We start from the raw sequence: 24,128 nt of genomic DNA, 5'->3' as shown, positions 1-24,128 counted from the left end.
GCCTTGCTCGACGCAGTACGGGAGGCCGGGCGCCGCCGCGTTTTTTCAACCGGGCTGCGTTGCAAACCGCCGGCCGCGCCCGGCCTCCCGTACTGCGTCGATCAAGGCTGAACCGACGCCGTCCGGTTTCGCCGCGAATGCGTAGAAGCGCGCGGCCGGCAGCGCGGGCAGCCCGTCCGGCGCCCCGCATGCGCGCAGGCCGTCGCGCAGCTGGCTGCGCGCCAGCGCGGTGACCGCGAAGCCCGCGAGCGCGGCCGACACGCAGCCGGCCATGCTGCCGCTCTCGAACAGCACGCGGAACGGCCGCAGCGCGGCGGCGAGCGCCGCGACGGCGGCTTCCCGATAGACGCACGGCTGCGGAAACAGCGCGAGGGGCACTTCGCCGCGGGCGTCGAGCGGGCAATCCGACGCGAACGCCCATACGAGCGGTTCTTCCCACAGCAGTTCGCCGGGCGCGTCGACCTGCCGGCACTGCTTGCCGAACACGACATCGAGCCGGCCGATCGTCTGTTCGTGCAGCAGCGACGCGGTGATCCCGACCTTCAGCTCGATCGACGTATGCGGATGGCGGTCGCGGAACGTGCGCAGCACGTGCGGCAGCCACGCCCCCGCGAAATCCTCCGATGCGCCGACCCGCAGCCGTCCGTGCGCCGGCGCGCCGCGCAGCCGCGCGCGCACTTCGCGCTCCATGTCGACGATGTTGCGGGCGTACGCGTACAGCGTGTCGCCGGCCGGCGTGAGCGCGATGCGGCGCGTCGTGCGCGCGAGCAGCACGGTGCCGGCCGCCTGTTCGAGCCGCTTGATGTGGCCGCTGACGGCGGACGGCGTCAGCGCGAGGCGTTCCGCGGCCGGCGCGAAGCCGCGGCTGTCGACGACTTCCAGGAAGGTGCGCAGCAGCGTGATGTCGAGCGAGCTCGACGCGGGATCGGTCAACGGTTCCATCGGTCAATTCAACGCAATACTCGAAGAATGAGTGATGATACTCCGTGAATCGTGTTGAAAGACCGACCTACCATCGTGCGCTCAGGTTGACCAACGGAGTGCACGATGACTGCCTATGCGTATGCGACGACCGCGTCGCTCGATATCGCCTATCTCGAATGGAACCCGCGCGGCGAGCGCGTGGCCGTGCTGCTGCACGGCTGGCCGGACAGCCCGGTCGGCTGGGAGGCCGTGGCGTCGGCGCTCGCGGCGCGCGGCTACCGCGTGCTCGCGCCCGCGCTGCGCGGCTTTGCGCCGACGCGCTTTCGCGATCCCGCCACGCCGCGCAGCGGCCGGCTCGCGGCGCTGGGCCGTGACTTGCTCGAATTCAACGACGCACTCGGCATCGCGCGGCCGGTGCTGGTCGGGCACGACTGGGGCGCGCGTGCGGTCGCGAACGCGTGCGGACTGGACAACGCCGCGGCGTCGCATCTGGTGATGCTGTCGGTGGGTTATGGCACGAACGATCCGGCGCAGCCGCTGTCGCTGCCGCAGGCGCGCAACTACTGGTATCACTGGTTCATGGCGACGGCGCGCGGCGAGCGCGCGCTGCGCGACGATCGTCGCGCATTCGCGCGCCTGATGTGGGACACGTGGTCGCCTGCCGGCTGGTACGACGAGCGCGACTTCGACGCGGCTGCCGCGGCGTTCGACGGGCCTGACTGGATCGACGTGGTGCTGCATTCGTACCGTTATCGCTGGGGATTCGTCGACGGCGGGGCCGCGTACGCGGGGGACGAGGCGCGGCTGACGCCCGCACCCGTGCTGTCGGTGCCGACGCTCGTGCTGCACGGCGCCGTGGATACCTGCAATGCCGCGGATACGTCCGCCGGGCGCGAGCGGTTCTTCTCGGGCCGCTATGCGCGCGCCGTGCTGGATGGTGTCGGCCATTTTCCGCAGCGCGAGGCGCCGGCGGCGGTCGCCGATGCGATCGTCGGGTTCTGCGGGCACGGCTGATGCTGTCGGCCGGTGACGGTCGGCGACGCGGGGTGCGCTGCTCGGCCTGCGTTACTCGATTTCGCGCGGGTGTCGATGGCGTGCGCAGGGGAGGTGGACGATGGCCGGTTGAGGCCTTTCGTTCGGGGCGATGCGGGATGGCGTCCGGGAGCGGATTCGGGCGCTCGGCATGTCGTTTCCGTCCGCGATGAGCAAGCGCGCCATGACGCGCATGCCGGGGGAGGGCGGAGACGGTATCGGGCGCACCGATATTGCGTGCCTTCGTGCCGCGCGTCCTCTGGATGGCCGGGCCGTCGCGCAGGGGCACGCGTTGCGGCGTGCTCGGCAAAAAACAAAAAACCCGCGAAGCGGCGAGCTTGTGCGGGTTTCGTCTGCGGCATCGTGAGACGCTGCTAAATACTGGTGCCCAGGGCCGGAATCGAACCGGCACGCCTTGCGGCGGGGGATTTTGAGATTGTTCTTGAAGAATAGCATGGGACTACGCTGGAACCCGCTAAGCCTTGCTGGGCTTGGTTTTCCAAGAGGTTAGTCCCGTCTAACCTTACGCCTTGACCAGACCGATTGCGGCACACTTTCCGATGTCGTGGCTCTTGGCTGGTTCCTGCGTTCGATCCCGAACTAGGAGGCGTCATGGCCAAGATCAAGCTCACCAAATCCGCTGTCGATGTGGCCGAAGTCACCGGCAAAGACTACGAACTGCGGGACACCATTGTCCCCGGATTCCTCTGCAAAGTCACCGCCCACGGCCGCAAGGTCTTTATGCTCCAGTACCGCACAAACTGGGGCGAGCGCCGCAAGCCGAAAATCGGCCAGTTCGGCGAGCTGACCGTCGAGCAGGCCCGCTCGATCGCTCAGGACTGGCTGGCCGACGTGCGCAAGGGCAACGACCCCAGCGCCGCCAAGCTGGCCGCGCGCATGGCCCCCACGGTCAAGGAGTTATGTGGGCAGTTCATCGAGGAATACTCGAAGCCGCGCAACAAGCCTCGCACGGTCGATACCTACCAAGGCTACATCGACCGTCACATCATCCCGGCGCTGGGCAAGATGAAGGTGCCCGACCTGACGCGGGCGGACATTACGGCGCTGATGCGGGACAAGGCACACATCGCCGTCACGGCCAACCGACTTCTGGCCTGCCTGCGCAAGATGCTCAACATGGCCGAAGTGTGGGGCTATCGGCCGGACGGCTCCAATCCATGCCGTCACGTCCCCAAGTACCGGGAAGATGGCGAGACGCGCTACATCGTCAACGACGAGCTGGCGCGTCTCTATGCCTATCTGGACCGGGCGGATGCCGAAGGGCTAGAGCACCCGATCCTGACGCTGGCGATCCGCCTGCAATTCGAGTTTTCGGCACGCATGATAGAGATCCGCACGCTTGAATGGGCCTGGGTCGATTTCGAGAATCGCCGAGTCGTCTGGCCAGACAGCAAGACCGGCGACATTTCCAAGCCGATGAGCGAAGCAGCCTACCAACTGTTGTCCAATGCCCCGCGCATCAACGATTCGCCTTACGTGTGTCCAGCCATCTTCGATAGCAAGGAACCGCTGCCTGAAGGCACCTATTACAACTCTTGGCGGCGCATTCTGGAGCGGGCCAAGGTGCCGCACGTCGGCACGCACGGCATTCGCCATCGCGCGGCCACCGACATCGCCAATTCCGGAGTTCCCATCAAGGTCGGCATGGCGCTGACCGCGCACAAGACCGTCACGCAGTTCATGACGTATGTGCATACCGAGGATGACCCGATCCGGGCGGCTGCCGAGAAGGTCGCCAACCTGCGTCGGGATGCCATCGACAGCCGGGCGTCGGCTACGCCGACTGCGCCGCCGGCAGCCGTTTCCGCCATCGCGGAAGGCGAGAAGACCCGCACCAGTCAGGGCAACTATCGGCCCTATCGCCACCGCAAAAGCCCGAAGCGCGCCGTGCCGCCTGGCACAAAGCGGGCCACACCAGGGGCGGCCGCCGGCACCTGAACCTGGCACCCGAATTGTCGTATCGCTGATACGACAATTCGGACTTGCCATCCATACCCGAACGGATATAATTTCATGGTACAGAAACGCAAGCTTCTCTATTGGGAAGGCTCGTCGAAAAAGGACTTCAAGGAGTTCCCGATCGACGTGCAGAAGGACATGGGTGTGGCGTTGTTCGTCGTCCAATTGGGCGGCACGCCGGATTCGGCCAAGCCCTGGAAGGGGCTGGGTTCCGGCGTGTATGAGCTGGCGGAAGACCATCGCGGCGACACCTTTCGCGCGGTCTATACCGTGCGGGTCGGCGACGCGGTGCATGTGCTCCATGCGTTCCAGAAGAAATCCAAGTCTGGCATCGCTACGCCGCAGCCGGACGTGGAACTGATCGAGAAGCGGCTGAAAGCAGTGCTTGCCCGTTATGGGGCGAGCGGGAGAGCGTGATGACCCGTATCAACCATCCCCCAGGCACCGACAACGTGTTGCTCGACCTCGGTTTCGACGACGCCAAGGAGTTGTCGGCAAAGGCCGCGCTTGCGTTCAAGCTCAACGCACTGATCGACCAGCGCGGCCTTAGTCAGTCTGAAACCGCGATGATCACCGGTATGACCCAGCCGAAGGTGTCGCAGGTGCGCCGCTACAAGCTCCAGAACATTTCGCTGGAGCGGCTGATGCAGGCGCTGGTGTCGCTCGATCAGCGCGTCGAAATCATCGTGCAGCCTGCACATCGAGCACATACCCCCGGCATCACCGTCGCTGTCTAGCAGAGTGATTCCCTTAGACTCCCCCGTTCATGGGTGATTCTATTTTTGAAAACTGATCGTGAAATTCTTTCCATCGAACTAGATCAACATCCTTCACGAATGCAATCAAGCCGCTGAGATGATTGTAGAAGCCAAGTGGTGAGTCAAAGCCCTCATGACTTGCTACGTTAGCAAGTCCGTATTTTTGAGTGGCGTGTAGATGTCGATCAATGCGCTTGTATGTTTCCTTTGATAGTCTTGGCGCAGTGCCATCGACAAGTAGCCCTAGTACGATCTTTTTTGAGCCTGGGCCGGCAATTCTTATCTTCTTCTTATTTTCCTGAAAACCGCTCTTGCGGATGATTCCAATGACTGCGCGATGAATGTTCCCGATGGACATCCCATCAGGTAAATCGCTGCTTGTAGATAGAGTCAAGTCGTCTGCATAGCGGGTATAGCTCATTCCATGCCGGTCAGCAAACTCCGTCAGCACTATATCCAAATGATGTGCAGCCAAATTGCTTAGCATGGGACTCGTTGGCGCTCCTTGCGGTAACACTCCCATCGCGTGAGTATGGTCGCCATAGAATTTATAATCCCTCCAAGCTCGGTGTGCCCAGAGATGATGCTTCAAATGGTCTGGCAATCGAGTCGTTGTGCAAATTCTGGCTAACTCAAAGGCAAGTAGGGGTCGATACCCAGCGGTAAAAAAAACCTTATAGGCATCAGCCTCACTGATCGAATGGAAAAAATCCGAGAGATCGTACTGAAACAGCCAACGAGCGCCACAATGCGCAGCGGCGCAGGCTCGAATTCCTCCCCCGGGATGAAAGGCGAATGATGCTGGATGTGGATTTAGTTTCTGCAAAATTTCCGCATTTATAAATTGCTGTGCTTTAAACAGGTCTCCGGTGATTGCATGAATGTGCCGTCGGCCGCCCGAGCGTTTCTTGATTGCAAACATGCGGTAATTGGCAGACTCTCGGCGCCTTTCAACTGATGCTCGCAGCAGGGAATAATCGACACCAACGATTCTGGAAAGATGGCGCAGTGTGAAAACTACCGGCAGCCCTGAGCGTCGTAGGCGTTGAGCATACGAAGTTAGGTCTTGAGCAATTGATTTGCCGAGAACGGAAGTCGCTTGTTGGGAAAGGTGGTGTACTGACCAGGTCTCCATTCACCTCTCCTTTGAGCCCACGGGGCCATCAGTGTCATGGCTCTCCCGAGACATCGAAGGTGATTGGGGCATGACACTGAAGGGCGGCGCAGCCGCCTTAGCGTCAGATCTTTCCAGAGATGCCTGTCCGACATCTCCATCTGTCGATGTAGAAGCTACGACAGAATTTGTCGACTCCTGAAAGGCACTGCCTTCATCATCGGTCAACGGCTGAACGGTCGCCCGGCCAGCACACCACGAAACTGGAATATACAGGCTATGATCCCACTTGGGTATATTCGCAACCTTGTTTGATTGCATCAGGCAGTTAAGGCCGGCCGGGGTCAGGCGAGTATGTGGCGTCAGTAGTCCGAGTGCCCCCGCATGTAAGATCAGATTTTGGGCATACCTTTGGTCGAGGCCGAGCCGAAGCGCGACACTGTTTGGGCTGCGGATTCCACGTTTTACTAGCGCTAGCAGCTTATATATTTCCTCTGAGATTGAGGTATTGCCCCGAACCACTTCTCTGCGGTCTTGGTCAAGGAATGCCAAAAGCCAGTCAGGGACTGCGCGCCCCGGCATCAGTCCCTGCCATTTGTCCTCCTTCGAGTACCAGAGCACACCAGGAAGATTGTTTGGAACGCTATGGTAGAACACGATATTCGCAGCAACGGCCCCGTATCCTAGGCGCCATTTAGTCGGAATTTTGGTCTGGTGGCGGCAAAGGTCGATCACCAGCCTATACTGCTCACCCCAGCGAGCCTGATACCAATCGGTTTCATAGACTATTTCACTAGTGAAATCGACTTTTTCGGATTTTCTGAAATGGCGTTTTCCGTGGTCTGAGCCACGAATTTTGGCGATAATTTTTGTCTCGGCTTCGCGCGGTCTTGCAAAGCTGACAACATGAAACTTAATCCAGCCAAAGCTCCACCAACTCAGGAATGTCGGACTTTTCAGCATCGCGTTGATGAAGCCCGAGACGCGATCGCCGCTTCCAATGGAATCATCGAGAAGCACATAGCTTCGTATTTTTTGAGACTTCAAGATCGACAGCGAAGGATGGTCAAGAAGTTTTCCATTGCTTGCCCGGACACAGTTCGATATGAGCGAGTAGACCAAGTCCTCGCTTCCGAGCGAATCTCCCGGTCTGCTAATGGGATTCCCTGAGTCATCAAAAAAATTTGTTTGTTCTGACTCCAGTTTTCTTACTGAGTACAAGGCATGTACTTGCTGAGGTGGAAGCTGTCCTATGGCTTGACGCAACCACGACGCGAACTCGTCCCGTGATACAAATTTTATGTGACTCAGTAGCGTTTTGGCGGTGGCCTGTTGTCCGGTATTAAACTGAGATAGCCACGCCTGAATCTCAGCGGATTGCTCAATTGCACTAATTGAAAGCTGCTGCAATTTTGTCTTATGAGGTGTCATGGCTTGACTCGCTGATATAGACTTGTGTTGTTCTATTCCGTGTTCCGTTCTTAAGGAATGCTGCTTTCGCCGAGTTAATTCTGAGACTCAGCTGGTTACGGAGGGGACAGCGGAAATGCCAGCCTCTTGAAAACCATGCGAAATCAAGCTTTGGCGTAGGTCTGGTAGCGCATTGGAGGGCACGCCCAGCCATAAGAGATTTCGGGCACGGGTAACGGCCACGTAGCCTATGCGTCCGACCTCGGAACTGACTCCGCCCAGCAGCGCTGAAACGTGCTCCTTGTTTGCCATGTACAGCACTGCATCCAGACTTTCGCCCTTTGCCTGGTGAACAGTATCCACGCGAACCCGAGCGGCGCTGGGTGCGGCGAGGTCGGAAACAACGGCTAGCGGTGCATTGGGTAAGCTCTTTTTTGCCAGCTTCATGCCGATGTTGTCAGTAGGCTTAAGACCGTGATCGCTCTCCAAGACGGCGAGCAATGCTTTCACCCTGGCGAGTAGTTGTGGATGCCATTCCGTGTCGGCCAGAAGTGTCGTGGACGGCAAGCCCGTATCGGGGTTACGCGCAAAGCGCCAAATGAGACGCCGCAGACTTTGGGCCTCGGGGTATCGTGCGGGCTGAGTAATCGAGGCCACCAACCCCTTCGGTGGATCAGCAAGGAGGCTAACGACGCATGTAGCTACGCCCTTGAAGGCGCCCAGATAGTCCTGTTTCTTGTCGCGGGCAATGGCCGCCTGAGCAAAGCCCTTCACTGTTCCTTGACCGGCCGGGGAATCGTTGCCGGCTAGCTTGTCGGCAAGGTCGCGGCCACGGCATAACACCGCGGATCGTTCAACTTTCAGTTCCGCTGCAAGCACCGCCGCTTGGAAGGCCGTGACGACTTTATCGCGCTCGGCCGTTTTGTACGGAATGAAGAACGCGCCATGCGTGGTATCAGGTGCTTCTCGATCGGCCACATCATTGCGTGCGGACAGCTTGTTTGCCAGTTTGACGAGCGGCGGTACAGACCGATAGTTTCGGGTCAGTCCAAGGTCCGTGACCCCAGTGCGCCCGCCATACTGCGAGAGAAACGCGCCATTTGCGCCAGCGAATTCGTAGATACCTTGGTTGGGGTCTCCGATCAGCGAGACTCGTACGCCGGCGCCGATGAGTTGTTCGAGGATAGCTTGGTGCAGCGTGCCAATATCCTGCGCCTCGTCGATAAGAATGTGTGGATACCGGCGAGCTAAGGCGCGCAGGATGACCGGCTGTTCTTGCAGCGTTCGGTAGCACCAGTAGCGACCAAGATTGTGCGTGTAGGCGCCCGTCTTCCCTAGTCGATGCACGAGCTTGGATGCGTCGCTTTGATTCAGCTCGACCACCTGATCGTTGTTCACATAATAGAAGTAGACGCCAGACGTGCGTGCGCCGACCTGCATGCTCGTGATGCTGACGGGATAATTCCCTGGCTTGAACGTAAATCCGTTTAGAAACGACTCGCCACCCATGACGAGAAAGGCAGCCTGCGTCGCGCCCATCGTTTGATGGGCATGTGGGTGAAGCACATGGCGCGTGATGAATCCATCCAGCGTATCGATGTCAACACGGTGGCCACCCATGCCAACAGACATTTCCTTGAGCAGAACCTGATAGTTCTGTCGGAAAGTATCCACGGCCACATTAGAGAATGAAAGCAACGCAACCCGTCCTCGATGGTCGCCAAGTTGTCGGCGTATTTCCGCGAGCCGTCGAACCGATGTCAGCGTTTTTCCGCTGCCCGCACACGCGATGACAGACATGGGTGCAAGCGTCGCATCGATAATTGTGGACTGTTCCGAGGAAAGCTCCGTCATGGATTCTCCGGTGTCTTCTGGCAGGCGTGTTCAATGGCTAGGCGGATGTACTCGGGTACGGTGCATGCGGCTCCCTCGGCCAGAATTTGAGCGAGAGCCTGTCCGAATCGCCCTTTCTGGACGTTGTTCTGCGTGCGCTCAAACATGCCGCTGAACAGAAGGCGGGCTTTGTCGGCATCTCCAATGGCCGCATTGACCGTAGTCTCGACGGCTTCGCCGATTTTTGGATGCAGTTCCTTGAGTGCTTTGAGCATCGCCGAGCGATTATCTTCATGCAGGGCTAGGTCGTACTCCAGTGTCTTGACCCCGTGAAAAATCTTGACGAGCGCATCCTCGCTCTGTTTCATCTTGGCCGTATTGTCGGATACCTTGACGGCATCGCCGGCAGCCGGATACAGCGCCTTGGGTTCGCTTCCATCGGTTGGCGTGTCCACGGGGTCCGCGTCGGTTATCACGGAAGCTGGGATCTTCAAGGCACTTTCGCCGAACAAGGGAAGAAACGAGTCGAAGTTCAGTCCCTCCACGCTGATGAGGCTTACACCATGCTCGCGCAGTTTGTATCCGGCTTTTTCGGCCAGCACACTGACCAGCATCAATTCAGCGGCGCCCTCTACGAAGATGACGCGCCGAGCAAAAAATAGCTCCGCGCGCGTCACATCGAGGTAACGCTCCAACTTCTCTCGCTTCCCCTTCTCGAAGGCAACGTCGCGCGGGAAGAAGGTTTCGACCGTGCTTCCCGTATCCACCAGACAGGCCAAGCATTTGATGTCGGCAATGCTGGCAAAATTCGGAGAATGACTGGTTACAAAAAGCTGAACCGGCTTCTCTCCATCGGTTGCCTTGATCGTTTCCAGATAACCCAAGAGGACAGCTTGGAGCTGAGGATGCAAATGCGCTTCCGGCTCTTCAATAATCAATCCGCGATAACTTGATTCCGGGTTCTTGGCCAATTCGCTGAGGACGACTGCCATGAAAATCAGATTATTGAAGCCGAGGCCGTTCTGTTCGATCTCGAAAGCATCGACCATGAGCGAAAGACGGGATGCCAGTCTCTGAAAGTCGCTTCCGCTCAATCCGAGTTCCAGAAGCTGGGCCAACTGCGGGCCGAGCATACTGTCGTGCCGACTCTTGATGGCCGTATGGGTATTGGTGATCGGCTGATGCTTTTTCAGTTCTTCATCGAGCTTCTCCAGTGCCTCGTTGATCTCTTTCCGCCCGGCATCGTCGGACAGAAGCTGGAATAACCGGGCAAGTTGGCTACTGCGACTCGGTTTCAAGCTTTGGGAGGCATCACGCAGCGGTGGCAAGTACACCCCGCGCAGATTTTCCATCATGTCGGCGGTCAGCCCGACGTCTTCGTGATCGCCACACCAGCGTTTGGCGCGCAGCCGGCCAATCTTGTCGGCTTCCGCATAGCGGATGGTGATGTGAGCCTCAGCCTTGCCAGCGGCATCTATCTTCAACGCCGGCAGGAAGTCGGCTTCGTCGTCTTCATCGAGGCCGCGGAATATGTACTGGAACGTGATGTCTCCGCCGGGCACCCCGCCGTGAGGTCGATGAACGTCATCGATGTCGAGGCGTGGGTAGGGTTCGTCGTGCCCGGCAAGTAAAGCCCGTAAGGCATCAACCACGGCAGTCTTCCCGACGTTATTGGCACCCACCAGGACATTTAAGCCCGGTTGGAATCGCAATTCTGCTTTCTGCAATTTTCGGAAATTCGAGATCGTTAACTGCGCCAAATGCACTTGCGCCCCCTAGTCACAAATTTTGATGTGCCTGCGATAGTTCGAGGTTGTCGTTCCCGGACCGCCAGGCCGCACTTACGTGTCGAGCATGTCCCAATCGTCGCCTAACATCCATCGGATGGCGGATAGCTTGCCGTTAATCATTCCCCACTCGAAATCGCTCCACGGACCAATGCCATCCGGGCCAAGTTCGTCTTCTGCTCGCTTGGCCGCCGCAAGAGCGCCTTCCCATACCGTATCTACGGTCGTGTTGATCCGCTTCTTGGGCGACAACTTCTCCCACGCCTCGCCACTTACCAGCTTGTGTTTTCCACGCTCGATAGAAATGCGCAAGTTCCAATGCCTGTTGTACCAAACCTGCGTGAACAGCCGGTGTTCGGCCTCCAGCAGTTCAGACAGTTTGCGTGGCTCTTGGTTGAATTCTCGCTCAAATTTAACTTCTTCCAGCAGGTCTTCGGCGAACTCACCTAACAACGGCCCAAGGCTGGTCGCATATCGGGAGCTGCTATTGTCGAATATCGCGGCCAGATCCGAATGCGGCAAGCGCGAGTCGCTGCCGCGATCACTGAAGTCGTGGATGTTATGGGTCACAAAGCCATACACCTCGTCGGTATCCGTCTTGGCGGAAAGTGCATCGATGTATGTCTCGATGATGATGGCGTCATCGATGCCATTACGTTGCCGATGGAATGGGGCGGTTTTTGCGATCGCGCGATCTGCTGCTCGGGCCTTAACGGCATCGGTAAGTGAGATGTGATCGGTGGACGCGAATATCTTTTCGATGATCTCGATGGCGTCGTTCACCGCCTCACCACCGATCGCTATCCGGTGATCGACCTCATTCAGTTTTCGCAGTGCGTCTTCACGCCCTTCTTCCTGTGAAAACTTCAACATGGCTTCCCGAACTAGCTTGAAATGACTCGACAGGCTGCGCTTGCTATCGGCAATGATGCGCTCTTTGTTTCGGTTGAATTCCGCCACCACTATCTGAGGAAGGACGATTTCAAGTTCGCCGGCGTTTTTCATGGCGAGTACAGCATCAAGAAGCGGAAGTTGCCGATAGTCTTTGGCCAGATCCAGCCAGACGCACGTATCTATAAGCAGATGAAGCTTCAAAGCCATCTCCAAATTTTGATCGTTTGAGCCATCGCATCGGATAGGTCTCGCGGCATTTTGCCCGACAAAAGAGATGCTATCTCATGCTGCTGGACGCTTAGGAAGTTTCCAATGGGCGTCCCCGGCCAGGCGGCCGGTCGCGCTCTCGTGCTTCGCATCGAACCTCGCTGCGCGAGTTTCGCCCCCTGCGGGCTTCCATCGCTGACGCCTACGGCCCGGATTCCTCGATCCGGGCCTGCGCGCTTCGCTTGCGTGCGGTCGGCACACAGGGATGGCCGTTGCCTTGTCCAGCCGTCTCCCCTGACTTCATCACCTTGTCCGCGACTGTAGCCCGCTCCCGTGTGCCGTCAAGGCGCGCAGGGCCGTGTCCTCGCTGCGCTGCGGGCCGCACCAACCCTGCGCTTTCCTCCTTGACGGCCCCCGTCCGCGCGCTCCTGACCGTCGCGGGCGATGAACTCAGGAAAGACGGTGGCAACAGGGCCAACCGGGTTCCTCGTGCCGACCGCACAGAACCGCCGAAAGGCGGGCTCCGAATCTAGAAATCCGGTGTGCGGCTTGAACAGCAAACCCTTTTCGTCAGGAGAAATGCCATGCAACTCGCTTCCCGTTTCGCTTCGCGCTCGCCGGTACTGCGTTCCGACTATCCGCTGTCGGATGACCAAATCCGCGCCGTCGCGCCTTCCATCTTCGCGGACGCCCCGCACGAAAGCCGCTCCGAGCGGTACAGCTACATCCCCACCGCGACCGTGCTGCAAGAACTGCGCGGCGAAGGCTTCGAGCCGTTCATGGTGTGCCAGACCCGCGTGCGTGCCGACGACCGCCGCGACTACACCAAGCACATGCTCCGACTGCGCCATGTCAGCCAGATCAACGGACGCGAAGCCAACGAAATCATCCTGCTGAACTCGCACGATGGCACCAGCAGTTATCAGATGCTGGCCGGGATGTTCCGCTTCGTCTGCCAGAACGGCCTCGTTTGTGGCGACACCGTGGCGGACGTGCGCGTTCCCCACAAGGGCGACGTAGCCGCCCACGTCATCGAAGGCGCTTACGAAGTCCTGCACGGTTTCGACCGGGCGCAGGAATCCCGCGATGCCATGCAGGCAATCACGCTGGATGCAGGGGAATCGGAAGTGTTCGCCCGCGCTGCGCTGGCGTTGAAGTACGACGACGACAAGCCCGCGCCCATCACCGAATCGCAAATCCTGCTGCCGCGCCGTCACGACGACAGCCGCCGCGACTTGTGGAGCGTGTTCAACCGCACGCAAGAAAACCTCATCAAAGGCGGCCTGTCCGCCCGCGCCGCGAATGGTCGTCGCCAGACCACGCGCCCGGTGCAAGGCATCGACAACGGCATCCGCCTGAATCGCGCCTTGTGGCTGCTGGCCGATGGCCTGCGCCAGTTGAAAGCCTGATTACCCACGCGGCAGGGGCAGGCAGCAGCCCTTGCCGCTTCTCTCGCTGCTGTATCCCTAACCGCAAGGAGTTATCACCATGAACGCCGTACTCAAAACCGAAGCCATCGCCCTCGAAACCGCCGCGCCGCTGGAAGTGGCCGACCCGACCAAGAACCTGATTCTGGTTCCTCTGTCGCAGTTGTTGCCGCGCCGTTCCAAGCGCAACGTCCGCACGACTCCGCGCCAGTCCATCCCCGAACTGGCCGCGAGCATCGCCCGTGTCGGCCTGCTGCAAAACCTCATCGTCATCGTGTCCGCCGATGGCGAGCAATACGAAGTCGTCGCAGGCGACCGCCGCCTGACCGCCTTGAAGCTGCTGGCGAAGAAGAAGCGCATCGCCGCCGACTACGAAGTGCCGTGCCTGCTGGTGGCCGATGCGTCTGCCCGTACCGTCAGCCTCGCCGAGAATGTGCAGCGCGAAGCCATGCACCCCGCCGACCAGTTCGCGGCCTTCGCTGCGCTGGTCAAGGAAGGCCGTCCGGTGGAAGACATTGCCGCCGACTTTGGCGTGTCCCCGTTGGTGGTGCAGCGCCGTTTGAAGCTGGCGAATGTCTCGCCGCGCCTGCTGACCGACTACCGCGCCGGAGCCGCCACACTGGAACAGTTGATGGCCTTGACCATCACCGACGACCACGCCGCACAGGAAACCGCGTACTACGGTGCGCCAGAATGGCAGCGCGGCGCATCCGCACTGCGCGACCGCCTGACCGAGCGTGAAATCACCGCCACGCATCCGCTGGTGCGTTTCGTCGGGTTGGACGCCTACACGCATGCAGGCGGTGGCATCCTCCGCGACCTGTTCGCGGAAGGCAACGCGGGAACCTACCTGACCGACGCCGCGCTGCTGGAAACGCTGGTGCGCGACAAGCTGGACGCGCAGGCCGAGGACGTGCGCGCCGAGGGCTGGGCGTGGGTGGAAGCCGTGCCGCACATGAACCACGCCGAGCGGCAGTCGTTCCAGAACGCGCCGCGCCAGCGCCGCGAACCGACCAGCCGCGAAGCCCGCCGCATCGCGTCCCTGCAAAATCGCCTCGACAAGCTCGACGCCGAATTGGAAGAAGCCTACGACACCGAGGATGGGGACAAGGTGGAAACGCTGGAACCGCGCCGCGAACAGGTGGCCGAGGAACTGCAAGCCATCGAGGACGGTTTGCAAGGCTATGCCCCAGACGTGCGCGCCGTGGCCGGTGCCATCGTCACGCTTGACCGTGAAGGCGACGCCGTGATTCATCGCGGCCTGCTGCGCGAGGCCGAGGCGAAGGCGCTGCGGACACTCGAAAAGCTGCGGCAGGGTTTCGGCGCAGGCGACGGTGCGAACGACGAGGAAGGCCACGACGAAGGCGAAGCGCCCAAGACCGCGAGCCTGTCCGACCGGCTGGCGCAGCGGTTGAGCGCCCACCGCACGGCGGCGCTGCAAATCGAAGTCGCACGGCATCCGCATGTTGCGCTGGCCGCGCTGGTGCATGGCAACCGACGAAACCGTGCGCGTCTCGCGTGCGAACGCCGCGGCGCGCATGGCACCCACGCGCGAGGGCTTCGTCAACGCGATCCAAGTCTGGCCCTTTACCGACGGCGCGTTGTATCAGGTCTATGCCGCGCCGGGCCGCGTCACCGTGATTTCGCTTCAATCCGGCGAGGAGCTGGTGACGGTCGCTGCCGGCGACACCGTGCGCTGGATCGTCGGCGACACGTCCAGCGGCGCCGGCGACGCGCTGCGCGTGAACGTACTGGTGAAGCCGATCCGTTCGGATCTCAAGACGAACCTGGTCATCACCACGAGCCGACGTACCTACCTGCTGGAGCTGACGTCGACCGAAAAGGCATGGATGGCCTCGGTGTCGTGGGAATACCCGAAGGATCAGATGCTGGCCTTGCAGCGGCAAGATCAGGCCGCGCAGGCGGCGGCCCCCGTCGATACAGGCCTATCGCTGGAGAAGATTCGCTTCCGCTACGCGATTAGCGGCAGCAATCCGCCGTGGAAACCGCTGCGTGCCTTCGACGATGGTGAAAAGGTCTACATCCAGTTCCCGCCCGGCATCGCGCAAGGCGAACTGCCGCCGCTGTTCGTCATCGGCGCGCAGGGTGACGGCCAGCTCGTCAACTACCGTTTCCGCTCGCCGTATTACATCGTGGATCGGTTGTTCGGCGCAGCCGAATTGCGTCTCGGCGGGGATAAAGGCGACGTGGTGCGTATCGAGCGCACGGATGGCACGCGGGGGAACTGACCATGAGCCAGAACGAAATCCCGAGCGAGCCGATTCCCGACGCGGCGCCGAAGGTCGCGCCGGACAACGTGGCGCTGCGCGCACAGCCGCGCCCGGTGACGCGCCTCAACCGGCGCACGCTGGCACTGCTGGCCGGTGGCCTCGGCGTTGCGGTGCTCGGCGCAACGATGTGGTCGTTGCAGCCGAAGCACTCGCGCGGCAACACCGATACAAACGAGCTATACAACGTCGATCGCGTATCGAAGTCCGAAGAACTCGGCCAGCTTCCCGCCGACTACTCGAAGCTGCCGCCGCAGCCAACGCCGTTGCCGGCGAAGGTGCCGGAGCTGGGGCCGCCGCTGCCGGGCGACCTCGGTCCGGCCATCGTCCAGTCGCAGCAGCCGGCGGTGGCCAACTACGCGCCACCGGGCCAAGACGCGGCGGCGGCCGAGCGCGATGCGCTGCGCAAGGAAGCCGAAGCGGCAGCGGGTTCGTCGGTGTTCTTCCGCTCCAGCAATCCGCAACGCGCCGCTGCTGCTACCGCTGCACCCACGCCGATCGCTTCGGCTGCGCCCGCATCCGGTCTGGCGGGCTTCGACCCGCAGGCCGCCGGCCCGGCCTCGACGGCGGCGCAGCCGGCCGATCCGACCGCCGTGCAGAACCGGCAAGATCAGAAAGAGGCGTTCCAGAAAGCCGGAACCACGCAAACCCGTAATTCCGGCAGCCTGCAAACGCCGGCCTCGCCGTATCAGGTGATGGCCGGCACCGTGATCTCGGCGGCGCTGGTGACGGGTATCAAGTCCGACCTGCCGGGCGACGTGATCGGCACCGTGACGGCGCCGGTGTACGACACAGCGACGGGCCGCTATCTGCTGATTCCGCAGGGTTCGCGCATCCTCGGCAAATACAACAGCCAGGTCGCCTACGGGCAGAGCCGCGTGCAGATCGTGTGGAACCGCATCATCCTGCCGGACACGTCTTCGCTCACGCTGGACAACCTGGCTGGTGCCGATCCGGCTGGCTATGCCGGTCTGGAGGATGGCGTCGATTGGCATTGGGGACGCATTCTGGCGGGTGCCGCGCTGTCCACTATATTGGGCGTGGGTTCCGAGCTGGCCGTCTCGAACCAAGGCAATGCCAACGGCAATACCGTCATCGCGTTCCGGGATAGCGCGCAGGACACGGCCAATCAGGTCGGCCAGGAATTCACGCGCCGCAACCTCAACATCCAGCCGACCTTGACCGAACGGCCGGGTCTGCCGGTCAGCATCATCGTCAACCGCGACATCGTGCTGCGGCCGTACCAGCCGCTGTTCTTCAATCGGGGGACTTCACCATGAGCACGACACGCAAGTTGCGGCTCGGGCCGCTGCCGAAAACCGAAAGCGTGAAGCTGACCTTCGCGTGCCCGGCCACGCTCAAGGCCGACCTCGACCGCTACGCGGCCATGCACGCGCAGACCTACGGCAAGGCGGTCGATGCGACGACGCTGATTCCGCACATGCTGGAGGCGTTCATGGCGGGGGATCGAGGGTTCCGAAAGGACGCCATAGGTAGAAAAAGCTAATCAGACTTTCGCCGGAACAGTGCGGCTCCGACAGACTACATCGTCTGCGCAATATCGCGTATCCGAGTCATATAGATCTTGACACGCGGAACCCCATTTACCTTGGCTTTCAAGTACGCGCCTACCACATGCAAGTTATGCTGTCCCCTTGCTAATGGGGCATTGATCGGTGAGCCCGTGGCGATGTCGGCCAAAGCGGCATTCATGATGTCTTTCGACCCCTTGCTTCCGTGGGCGATGAAGTTGCGTACCGATCTCATTGAGTCGATAAATTTCGTGTTGTGGTCATCGATGGCCGTAACGCCGGCGCGCAATGCAGGCGTGACCCAATCATTGAATCGGGCCTTCATTTTTTCGACGGAGCTAAAAGTCTGATTCCAGCCTTCTGGATCAACCAGTACCTCCAAGTCGTCCAGCTTGATGTGCTTAATTGGCGTGAATGCCATTCGCGCAACACCAAAAGCGCCAAATTTGGAGTTGACCGAGTTCGTGATCGCTCCTTTCAAGGAAGCCTGATACTGGGAGAAATCACGATTAACGTATGCGATTAGCAGGTCAGAAACGAACCTCTCAAAGCCAACGTATGCCGAATGCAGCGTCGTTTCCGCCAGGATGCTTAGGTCTGCATCTGCGTGCTGTTGTCCTGCCGTGATGCGTGCAACAGAGCGGTCGAAGTAGGCGATTTGGTCATTTATGAATGTCGTGAAGTCGCCTTTGACATCGTTAGGATTAACTTTTCTCATCTGCACTCCGGGTTGCGCTTTTCACTGCGACGTAGAGGTTGTCCATGAGGGCAAGCGGACATCCACATAGGTCGCCGCACTGACGTCGGCGGTCGCAACTAGCACTTTACAGAAATAGAAAAGCCGCCTCTGCGTGAACAGAGGCGGCTTCTGAATTGGTGCCCGAGGTCGGACTCGAACCGACAAGCCTTGCGGCGGAGGATTTTCTTCCCACTTCGGCTTTCGCCGCCGACCTGCACGGGGCAGGGCGTTCGTGGTCTGGAGCACGCCTTCACCATAGCCTCTCGGCCGTAGGTGCCCGCCGTCTGCTCTCTACACCTTCCCTTGAACCTTTCGGTACGAGGGCTTGGCTCGGCATTAGCTCGGACTTGCGTCCAGGGCCTTCACCGAGTTTGACGGGCTTCACCTCCGGGGTTTCCCCTGGAGGGCTCAAATTTGGTCTGAGTCCTCTGCGTCTACCAATTCCACCACTCGGGCAGGACGCACATGATACTTCAACTACCTGCTACTACTGACTTGGAGCCAGCCAGCACCGCACTGACTCCTAGTTGGCTCCTGGCTCGAAAAGCGAGCTTTTTGACCGGAAGCCGAGTTCCCCAAAAAATCCTTACCTGACGCGGACTTGCAGACGATGAACCCAAGCTAACTATAGGTACAAGTACCTATTTTTGAGTCCCCTGCGTCTACCAATTTCACCACCTGGGCTTGATCGTGGCCACGCGTGAGGCCGTGCGCGGCGAAAGGCGGATTATGGCGGAAATCCGGATGCCGGGCAAGCTGCACGACATCCGGCACGCTCGTCACTGGCTCAGGTAGATGAACCGGCCCTGCTTGACGATTCCCATCACGCTCGCCCGCTGATCGAGCCCCACATGATCCTTGTCGCTCGTGTTGACGACGCCGTTCGGCACGACGAGTTCGTGCGCGCGCTCCAGCTCGCGCCGCAGCGCCGCGCGGAATGCGGGGGTGCCGGGCTGCGCGGTCTTCAGCGCGCGGCCGACCGCATCGGCGAGACGCGGATAGACGCCTGCCGCGTCGCCCGCGAACTGCGTGACGGTGCCTGCGCCGTATTTCGCTTCGTACGCGTCGACGAACGCGAGCGCGGCCTGACGGGCCGGATGCCCGGCCGGCAGCGTGCGCGCGACGACCACCGGCTGGGTCGGGAACAGCGTCCCGTCGACATCCTTGCCGCCGAGCTTGATGAATTCGGGCGTCGCGATGCCGTGGGTCTGGTAGATCGGGCCCTTGTAACCGCGCTCGGTCAACGTGCGTTGCGGCAGCACGGCCGGCGTGCCCGACCCCGCGATCAGGATCGCGTCGGGCTTCGCCGCGATCAGCTTCAGCGCCTGGCCGGTCACGCTCGCGTCGGTGCGGTTGAAGCGCTCGGTCGCGACGACGCGGATCTTGCGCAGCTCGGCGAAGCGCGTGAACTCGTTCAGCCAGCTGTCGCCGTAGCTGTCCGCGAAGCCGATGAAGCCGACCGTCTTCACGCCATGGTTCGCCATGTAGCGCGTCATCACGTCGGCCATCGCGCGGTCGCTCTGCGCCATCTTGAACGCCCAGGTCCGCGCGCCTTCCTGCGGCTCGACGATCGCGCCGGAGCCGACCAGCGTGATCATCGGCGTCTGCCCGGCGGCGATCGCGTCGAGCGCTGCGAGCGCGGCCGGCGTGATGTTCGGCCCGACCACGACGTCGACGTGATCCTCGTCGACCAGCTTGCGGATGTTGCGCACCGCGGTGCCCGGGTCGGAGGCGTCGTCGAGCACCGTCACCTGGACGGGCTGCCCCGCGATCGTCTTCGGCCACATCAGGATCGCGTTCTTGCTCGTGATGCCGATCGCGGCGGCCGGGCCGGTCGACGACAGGTCGACGCCGACCTTCAGGTCGGCCTGCGCGGCCGTGCAGGCCAGCACGAGGGCGCCGGCGGCGGCGCGGCGCAACAGGGCGGGAAGCGTCATGCGGGAATCTCCGTCGGGCAGCGGAACAGGGCGCCGAACGGGAAGCCGGCGCCCCTGCGTTTATACACGCCGGTCAAAGCTCGTACGATTCGGATTCGCCCTTGAGCGCCTGCTCGATCAGCTTGCGGTTCAGCGTCGGCGACAGCAGTTCGACGAGCGTATACACATAGCTGCGCAGGTAGGCGCCCTGCTTGAGCGCGACGCGCGTCACGTTGCTGCCGAACAGGTGGCCGACCGGGATGAGCCGCAGGCTGCGGTCGCGCTCGGGATTGAACGCGATGTCGGCCATGATCCCGACGCCGAGGCCGAGTTCGACGTAGGTCTTGATCACGTCGGCGTCGATCGCCTCGAGGACGATGTCCGGCGACAGCCCGCGCAGCGCGAACGCATGGTTGATCTTCTTGCGGCCCGCGAACGCATCGTCGTAGGTGATCAGCGGGTACTGCGCGAGATCGTCGAGCGTCGGCGGCTTGCGTTCGAGCAACGGGTGGTCGGCCGGCACGACGGCCGCGTGATGCCACTGGAAGCAGGGCAGCGACACGAGCTCCTTATAGTCGGAGATCGCCTCGGTGGCGATCGCGAGATCGGCCTGGTCATGGATCACCATCTCGGCCACCTGCGTCGGGCTGCCCTGCAGGATCGACAGGTGAACCTTCGGGAAGCGCTTCTTGAACTCGGCGATCGCGGCCGGCAGCGAGTAGCGGGCCTGCGTGTGGGTGGCCGCGATGGTCAGGTTGCCCTGGTCTTGCGCGGCATAATCTTTCCCGACCCTTTTAAGGCTTTCAACCTCCTGGAGAATCCGCTCGACCGACGCGAGGATGATCCGGCCCGGCTCGGTGAGCGAGCGCACGCGCTTGCCGTGCCGCGTGAAGATCTCCACGCCCAGCTCGTCCTCGAGCTCGATGATCGCCTTCGATACCCCCGGTTGCGACGTGTAGAGCGCCTTCGCGGCCTCGGTGAGATTGAAATTCTGCCGGACGGCCTCGCGCACGAAGCGAAATTGGTGCAGGTTCATTTATAACCCTTCCGCATATCAACAGAATTTTTTAGTCGTTTGAAATATAAGGCGAGTTTATTACGATTCACCGGAGTTTTTCAAATATGGATATCTGTTTTCGTCATTAGCAATCCACCCGGCAGTGGTTGGCGGCGGTGACGGCGGAACGGAGATTCGGGCGCGACGTGGCTAGGACGTCGCGCGGTCACCACGAAAACCCTGGGGTCCCCGAATGTATCAGTACGACCAATACGACCAGACGATCGTCGACGAACGTGTCGCGCAGTACCGCGATCAGGTGCGCCGCCGGCTGTCGGGCGAGCTGAGCGAAGACGAGTTCCGTCCGCTGCGCCTGCAGAACGGCCTGTACATGCAGCGCCACGCATATATGCACCGCATCGCGATTCCGTACGGCAACCTGCGCAGCGACCAGCTCCGGATGCTGGCGCGCATCGCCCGCGAACACGATCGCGGCTACGGCCATTTCTCGACCCGCTCGAACATCCAGTTCAACTGGATCCAGCTGGAAGAGACGCCCGAGATCCTCGCGAAGCTCGCGTCGGTGCAGATGCACGGCATCCAGACCTCGGGCAACTGCATCCGCAACATCACGGCCGACCAGTTCGCGGGCGTCGCCCAGGACGAGGAGATCGATCCGCGTCCGTGGTCGGAAATCCTGCGCCAGTGGTCGACGTTCCATCCCGAATTCGCGTGGCTGCCGCGCAAGTTCAAGATCGCCGTGTCGGGCTCCAGGGACGACCGCGCGGCCGTGCAGATCCACGATCTCGGCGTCTACCTGAAGAAGAACGCGCAGGGCGAGGTGGTCGCGAGCATCCTCGCGGGCGGCGGCCTCGGCCGTACGCCGATCATCGGCGCGGTGATCAAGGAAGACCTGCCGTGGCAGCACCTGCTCACCTACTGCGAAGCCGTGCTGCGCGTGTATAACCGCTACGGCCGCCGCGACAACCTGTACAAGGCGCGCATCAAGATCCTCGTGAAGGCGCTGTCGCCCGCGAAGTTCGCGCAGCAGGTCGAGGAAGAGTGGCAACACCTGAAGGACGGCCCGTCGACGCTCACGCAGGCGGAAGTCGATCGCGTGTCGCAGTACTTCCAGCCGCCCGTATACGAGAAGCTGGCCGACACCGACGCATCGTTCGAGCAGCATCTGCTCGAGAACAAGGCGTTCGCGCGCTGGGTCGAGCGTAACGTCGCGCCGCACAAGGTGGCCGGCTATGCGGCCGTCACGCTGTCGCTGAAGGATCACCGCGTGGCCCCGGGCGACGCGACCGACCAGCAGATGGAACAGGTGGCGGACTGGGCCGACGCCTACTCGCTCGGCGAGCTGCGCGTGTCGCACGAGCAGAACCTGATCCTCGCGAACGTCAAGAAGCGCGACCTGTTCGCCGTGTGGGAAAAGGCGAAGGCGGCCGGTTTCGCCACGCCGAACGTCGGCCTGCTGACCGACATCATCGCGTGCCCGGGCGGCGACTTCTGCTCGCTCGCGAACGCGAAGTCGATCCCGATCGCGCTGGCGATCCAGCAGCGTTTCGACGATCTCGACTACGTATACGACCTCGGCGACCTGTCGCTGAACATTTCCGGTTGCATGAACTCGTGCGGTCACCACCACGTCGGCAACATCGGCATCCTCGGCGTCGACAAGGACGGCGCGGAGTGGTATCAGGTGTCGCTCGGCGGCGAGCAGGGCACGGGCCGCAACGGCGCGCGCCTGGGCCGCGTGATCGGGCCGTCGTTCTCGGCGGAGGAAGTGCCGGACGTCATCGCGAAGCTGATCGACACGTTCGTCGAATCGCGCGTCGACGGAGAGCGCTTCGTCGACACGTACGACCGCATCGGCCTCACGCCGTTCAAGGAGCGCGTCTATGCGGCGCGCCAGGCGGTGAACGCGTAACCAACCGGGTAGAAGGAATTAGCAGATGGCTTCGATTATCAAGAACCGCGCAGTGATCGACGATGCATGGCAGGTCGTGCGCGCGGCGGAAGACGGTGCGCTGCCCGCGGTCGATGCGCTGCCGGCCGGCAAGGTGCTGGTGCCGCTCGCGTGGTGGCAGGCCGAGCGCGCGGCGCTCGTCGCCGCGAAGACGAAGGACGAACTCGGCGTCTGGCTCGCTCCGGACAGCGAGCCGGCCGATCTCGCGGCCGATTTCGGCGCGATTTCGCTCGTCGCGGTCGACTTTCCGCGCTTCGCGGACGGCCGCGGCTACAGCATCGCGCGCCTGTTGCGCGAGCGCCACGGCTGGACGGGCGAGCTGCGCGCGATCGGCGACGTGCTGCGCGACCAGCTGCTGTACATGTCGCGTTGCGGCTTCGACGCATTCGCGGTGCGCGCCGACAAGGACATCCACGACGCGCTGAACGCGTTCACGGAATTCACGCAGCGCTACCAGGGCGCGTTCGACGAGCCGGCGCCGCTGTTTCGCCGCCGCGCCACCGCGGCCGACGGGGCGGCGCCCGGCGCCAAGGTGAGCGCATGAGCGCCGCGACCGCCACCGTGCTGACGCCGGAGCTTGCCGCGAAGGTCGAGCGCCTCGACGCGTTGCTCGCGCAGATCGGCGAGCGTCACGAGCGCGTGAAGTTCGCGAGCAGCCTCGCGGCGGAAGACATGCTGCTGACGCACGCGATCCTGTCGAAAGGCGTGCCGATCGGCATCTTCTCGCTGAACACCGGCCGCCTGCATGCGGAAACGCTGGGCATGATCGATCGCGTGCGCGAGCGTTACGGCTACGAGATCGAGCAGTTCCACCCGCAGCAGGACGCGATCGACAGGTACGTCGCCGAGCACGGCCTGAACGCTTTCTACGAGAGCGTCGAGCTGCGCAAGTCGTGCTGCCACATCCGCAAGGTCGAGCCGCTGAATCGCGCGCTGGCCGACGTCGGCGGATGGGTCACGGGCCAGCGCCGCGAGCAGTCGGTCACGCGGGCGGAGCTGCACGAGGAAGAACAGGACGAAGCGCGCGGGATCGCGAAGTACAATCCGCTCGCCGACTGGACCGAAAGCGACGTATGGGCGTACCTTGAGGCGTTCGACGTGCCGGTGAACCCGCTGCACGCACGCGGCTACCCGAGCATCGGCTGCGAGCCCTGCACGCGGGCGATCCGCCCCGGCGAGGACAGCCGCGCGGGCCGCTGGTGGTGGGAATCGCGCGACACGAAGGAATGCGGCCTGCACATCACGATCACGCCGCTTCCCGCGACCGCCGAGGCCGGCGCCGCACACTGAAAGCCTGACAAAAAACTGAATATTGCGC

At 61.8% G+C, this 24,128-nt stretch carries 19 protein-coding genes and 2 pseudogenes; 12 read left to right on the top strand and 9 right to left on the bottom strand.

What is annotated here, in order from left to right:
• Positions 1-45: 45 nt before the first annotated feature.
• A complete protein-coding gene (locus GQ57_RS22805; RefSeq protein ID WP_034199078.1) occupies positions 46-942 on the bottom strand; it encodes a LysR family transcriptional regulator in 897 nt (298 codons plus the stop codon).
• A gap of 105 nt (positions 943-1,047) precedes the next feature.
• Here GQ57_RS22805 and GQ57_RS22800 point away from each other — a divergent pair, with 105 nt between their 5' ends.
• The 4 genes from GQ57_RS22800 (at position 1,048) to GQ57_RS22785 (ending at position 4,673) form a co-directional block, all read left to right on the top strand.
• On the top strand, positions 1,048-1,938 hold the full coding sequence (locus GQ57_RS22800) for an alpha/beta fold hydrolase (RefSeq protein WP_034199077.1): 891 nt from the start codon (positions 1,048-1,050) through the stop codon (positions 1,936-1,938).
• A gap of 630 nt (positions 1,939-2,568) precedes the next feature.
• The gene (locus GQ57_RS22795) at positions 2,569-3,915 is read left to right on the top strand and encodes a tyrosine-type recombinase/integrase (RefSeq protein ID WP_034199076.1); all 1,347 of its coding nucleotides are present in this window, start codon (positions 2,569-2,571) and stop codon (positions 3,913-3,915) included.
• 75 nt (positions 3,916-3,990) lie between these two features.
• Positions 3,991-4,353 (top strand): type II toxin-antitoxin system RelE/ParE family toxin, encoded by a 363-nt coding sequence (locus GQ57_RS22790; protein WP_034199075.1) that lies wholly within the window; start codon positions 3,991-3,993, stop codon positions 4,351-4,353.
• The gene (locus GQ57_RS22785; protein ID WP_034199074.1) at positions 4,353-4,673 is read left to right on the top strand and encodes a helix-turn-helix domain-containing protein; all 321 of its coding nucleotides are present in this window, start codon (positions 4,353-4,355) and stop codon (positions 4,671-4,673) included. The genes GQ57_RS22790 and GQ57_RS22785 overlap by 1 nt, the downstream gene beginning before the upstream one ends.
• Before the next feature lie 13 nt (positions 4,674-4,686).
• Here GQ57_RS22785 and GQ57_RS39980 read toward each other — a convergent pair whose 3' ends face one another.
• The 5 genes from GQ57_RS39980 to GQ57_RS22770 all read right to left on the bottom strand — a co-directional run bounded on the left by GQ57_RS39980 (position 4,687) and on the right by GQ57_RS22770 (position 11,939).
• Entirely contained in the window at positions 4,687-5,829 is a 1,143-nt protein-coding gene (locus tag GQ57_RS39980) for a reverse transcriptase family protein (protein WP_081896744.1), read from the bottom strand.
• The gene (locus GQ57_RS39975) at positions 5,830-7,239 is read right to left on the bottom strand and encodes a phosphoribosyltransferase-like protein (protein ID WP_081896743.1); all 1,410 of its coding nucleotides are present in this window, start codon (positions 7,237-7,239) and stop codon (positions 5,830-5,832) included.
• Between the two features lie 87 nt (positions 7,240-7,326).
• The gene (locus tag GQ57_RS22780) at positions 7,327-9,072 is read right to left on the bottom strand and encodes a UvrD-helicase domain-containing protein (RefSeq protein WP_034199073.1); all 1,746 of its coding nucleotides are present in this window, start codon (positions 9,070-9,072) and stop codon (positions 7,327-7,329) included.
• Complete coding sequence (locus tag GQ57_RS22775; RefSeq protein ID WP_034199072.1) at positions 9,069-10,817, bottom strand: ATP-dependent nuclease; 1,749 nt, start codon at positions 10,815-10,817, stop codon at positions 9,069-9,071. The genes GQ57_RS22780 and GQ57_RS22775 overlap by 4 nt, the downstream gene beginning before the upstream one ends.
• A 75-nt stretch (positions 10,818-10,892) precedes the next feature.
• On the bottom strand, positions 10,893-11,939 hold the full coding sequence (locus GQ57_RS22770; protein WP_160257548.1) for a PIN domain-containing protein: 1,047 nt from the start codon (positions 11,937-11,939) through the stop codon (positions 10,893-10,895).
• A gap of 584 nt (positions 11,940-12,523) precedes the next feature.
• Between GQ57_RS22770 and GQ57_RS22765 the strand changes: the two genes are divergently transcribed.
• From GQ57_RS22765 to GQ57_RS22750, 5 genes and pseudogenes are all read left to right on the top strand, one after another.
• Positions 12,524-13,348 carry a DUF932 domain-containing protein gene (locus GQ57_RS22765; RefSeq protein ID WP_034199071.1) on the top strand — a complete coding sequence of 275 codons (825 nt, stop codon included), beginning with the start codon at positions 12,524-12,526 and terminating at the stop codon, positions 13,346-13,348.
• A gap of 79 nt (positions 13,349-13,427) precedes the next feature.
• A pseudogene (locus GQ57_RS39960) lies at positions 13,428-14,858 on the top strand (ParB/RepB/Spo0J family partition protein); the annotation flags it as partial.
• A gap of 4 nt (positions 14,859-14,862) precedes the next feature.
• Positions 14,863-15,615 (top strand): annotated as a pseudogene (trbG, locus tag GQ57_RS22760) (P-type conjugative transfer protein TrbG); the annotation flags it as partial.
• Between the two features lie 2 nt (positions 15,616-15,617).
• The gene (locus tag GQ57_RS22755; RefSeq protein WP_034199070.1) at positions 15,618-16,934 is read left to right on the top strand and encodes a TrbI/VirB10 family protein; all 1,317 of its coding nucleotides are present in this window, start codon (positions 15,618-15,620) and stop codon (positions 16,932-16,934) included.
• Positions 16,931-17,161, top strand: a complete 231-nt coding sequence (locus GQ57_RS22750; protein ID WP_034199069.1) for a DUF2274 domain-containing protein — start codon at positions 16,931-16,933, stop codon at positions 17,159-17,161. Before GQ57_RS22755 ends, GQ57_RS22750 begins: the two co-directional genes overlap by 4 nt.
• A 35-nt stretch (positions 17,162-17,196) precedes the next feature.
• Here GQ57_RS22750 and GQ57_RS22745 read toward each other — a convergent pair whose 3' ends face one another.
• The 3 genes from GQ57_RS22745 to GQ57_RS22735 all read right to left on the bottom strand — a co-directional run bounded on the left by GQ57_RS22745 (position 17,197) and on the right by GQ57_RS22735 (position 20,877).
• The gene (locus GQ57_RS22745; protein ID WP_034199068.1) at positions 17,197-17,904 is read right to left on the bottom strand and encodes a hypothetical protein; all 708 of its coding nucleotides are present in this window, start codon (positions 17,902-17,904) and stop codon (positions 17,197-17,199) included.
• A gap of 800 nt (positions 17,905-18,704) precedes the next feature.
• Positions 18,705-19,862 (bottom strand): ABC transporter substrate-binding protein, encoded by a 1,158-nt coding sequence (locus tag GQ57_RS22740; RefSeq protein WP_034199067.1) that lies wholly within the window; start codon positions 19,860-19,862, stop codon positions 18,705-18,707.
• A 73-nt stretch (positions 19,863-19,935) separates the two neighbouring features.
• A complete protein-coding gene (locus GQ57_RS22735; protein WP_031398463.1) occupies positions 19,936-20,877 on the bottom strand; it encodes a CysB family HTH-type transcriptional regulator in 942 nt (313 codons plus the stop codon).
• 214 nt (positions 20,878-21,091) lie between these two features.
• Here GQ57_RS22735 and GQ57_RS22730 point away from each other — a divergent pair, with 214 nt between their 5' ends.
• From GQ57_RS22730 to GQ57_RS22720, 3 genes are read left to right on the top strand one after another with little or no spacing between them, the layout of a single operon-like run.
• Positions 21,092-22,771, top strand: a complete 1,680-nt coding sequence (locus GQ57_RS22730) for a nitrite/sulfite reductase (protein WP_031398462.1) — start codon at positions 21,092-21,094, stop codon at positions 22,769-22,771.
• 25 nt (positions 22,772-22,796) lie between these two features.
• Positions 22,797-23,354, top strand: a complete 558-nt coding sequence (locus tag GQ57_RS22725; RefSeq protein WP_034199066.1) for a DUF934 domain-containing protein — start codon at positions 22,797-22,799, stop codon at positions 23,352-23,354.
• Positions 23,351-24,100 (top strand): phosphoadenylyl-sulfate reductase, encoded by a 750-nt coding sequence (locus GQ57_RS22720; RefSeq protein ID WP_031398460.1) that lies wholly within the window; start codon positions 23,351-23,353, stop codon positions 24,098-24,100. The genes GQ57_RS22725 and GQ57_RS22720 overlap by 4 nt, the downstream gene beginning before the upstream one ends.
• Positions 24,101-24,128: the final 28 nt, after the last annotated feature.

Source organism: Burkholderia sp. MSh2 (genome assembly GCF_000731655.1).
GTDB lineage: Bacteria > Pseudomonadota > Gammaproteobacteria > Burkholderiales > Burkholderiaceae > Burkholderia > Burkholderia paludis.
Note: the sequence above shows the minus strand (reverse complement) of the source record. Positions and strands in the feature narration are given on the sequence as shown.

Bases quoted from the DNA above. Each gene is read 5' to 3' on its own strand.
- GQ57_RS22725 (WP_034199066.1), top strand. From the start codon at position 22,797: ATGGCTTCGATTATCAAGAACCGCGCAGTGATCGACGATGCATGGCAG.
- GQ57_RS22795 (WP_034199076.1), top strand. From the start codon at position 2,569: ATGGCCAAGATCAAGCTCACCAAATCCGCTGTCGATGTGGCCGAAGTC.
- GQ57_RS22780 (WP_034199073.1), bottom strand. From the start codon at position 9,072: ATGACGGAGCTTTCCTCGGAACAGTCCACAATTATCGATGCGACGCTT.
- GQ57_RS22800 (WP_034199077.1), top strand. From the start codon at position 1,048: ATGACTGCCTATGCGTATGCGACGACCGCGTCGCTCGATATCGCCTAT.
- GQ57_RS22750 (WP_034199069.1), top strand. From the start codon at position 16,931: ATGAGCACGACACGCAAGTTGCGGCTCGGGCCGCTGCCGAAAACCGAA.
- GQ57_RS22805 (WP_034199078.1), bottom strand. From the start codon at position 942: ATGGAACCGTTGACCGATCCCGCGTCGAGCTCGCTCGACATCACGCTG.
- GQ57_RS22735 (WP_031398463.1), bottom strand. From the start codon at position 20,877: ATGAACCTGCACCAATTTCGCTTCGTGCGCGAGGCCGTCCGGCAGAAT.
- GQ57_RS22755 (WP_034199070.1), top strand. From the start codon at position 15,618: ATGAGCCAGAACGAAATCCCGAGCGAGCCGATTCCCGACGCGGCGCCG.
- GQ57_RS39975 (WP_081896743.1), bottom strand. From the start codon at position 7,239: ATGACACCTCATAAGACAAAATTGCAGCAGCTTTCAATTAGTGCAATT.
- GQ57_RS39980 (WP_081896744.1), bottom strand. From the start codon at position 5,829: ATGGAGACCTGGTCAGTACACCACCTTTCCCAACAAGCGACTTCCGTT.
- GQ57_RS22790 (WP_034199075.1), top strand. From the start codon at position 3,991: ATGGTACAGAAACGCAAGCTTCTCTATTGGGAAGGCTCGTCGAAAAAG.
- GQ57_RS22785 (WP_034199074.1), top strand. From the start codon at position 4,353: ATGACCCGTATCAACCATCCCCCAGGCACCGACAACGTGTTGCTCGAC.
- GQ57_RS22765 (WP_034199071.1), top strand. From the start codon at position 12,524: ATGCAACTCGCTTCCCGTTTCGCTTCGCGCTCGCCGGTACTGCGTTCC.
- GQ57_RS22730 (WP_031398462.1), top strand. From the start codon at position 21,092: ATGTATCAGTACGACCAATACGACCAGACGATCGTCGACGAACGTGTC.
- GQ57_RS22740 (WP_034199067.1), bottom strand. From the start codon at position 19,862: ATGACGCTTCCCGCCCTGTTGCGCCGCGCCGCCGCCGGCGCCCTCGTG.
- GQ57_RS22745 (WP_034199068.1), bottom strand. From the start codon at position 17,904: ATGAGAAAAGTTAATCCTAACGATGTCAAAGGCGACTTCACGACATTC.
- GQ57_RS22720 (WP_031398460.1), top strand. From the start codon at position 23,351: ATGAGCGCCGCGACCGCCACCGTGCTGACGCCGGAGCTTGCCGCGAAG.
- GQ57_RS22770 (WP_160257548.1), bottom strand. From the start codon at position 11,939: ATGGCTTTGAAGCTTCATCTGCTTATAGATACGTGCGTCTGGCTGGAT.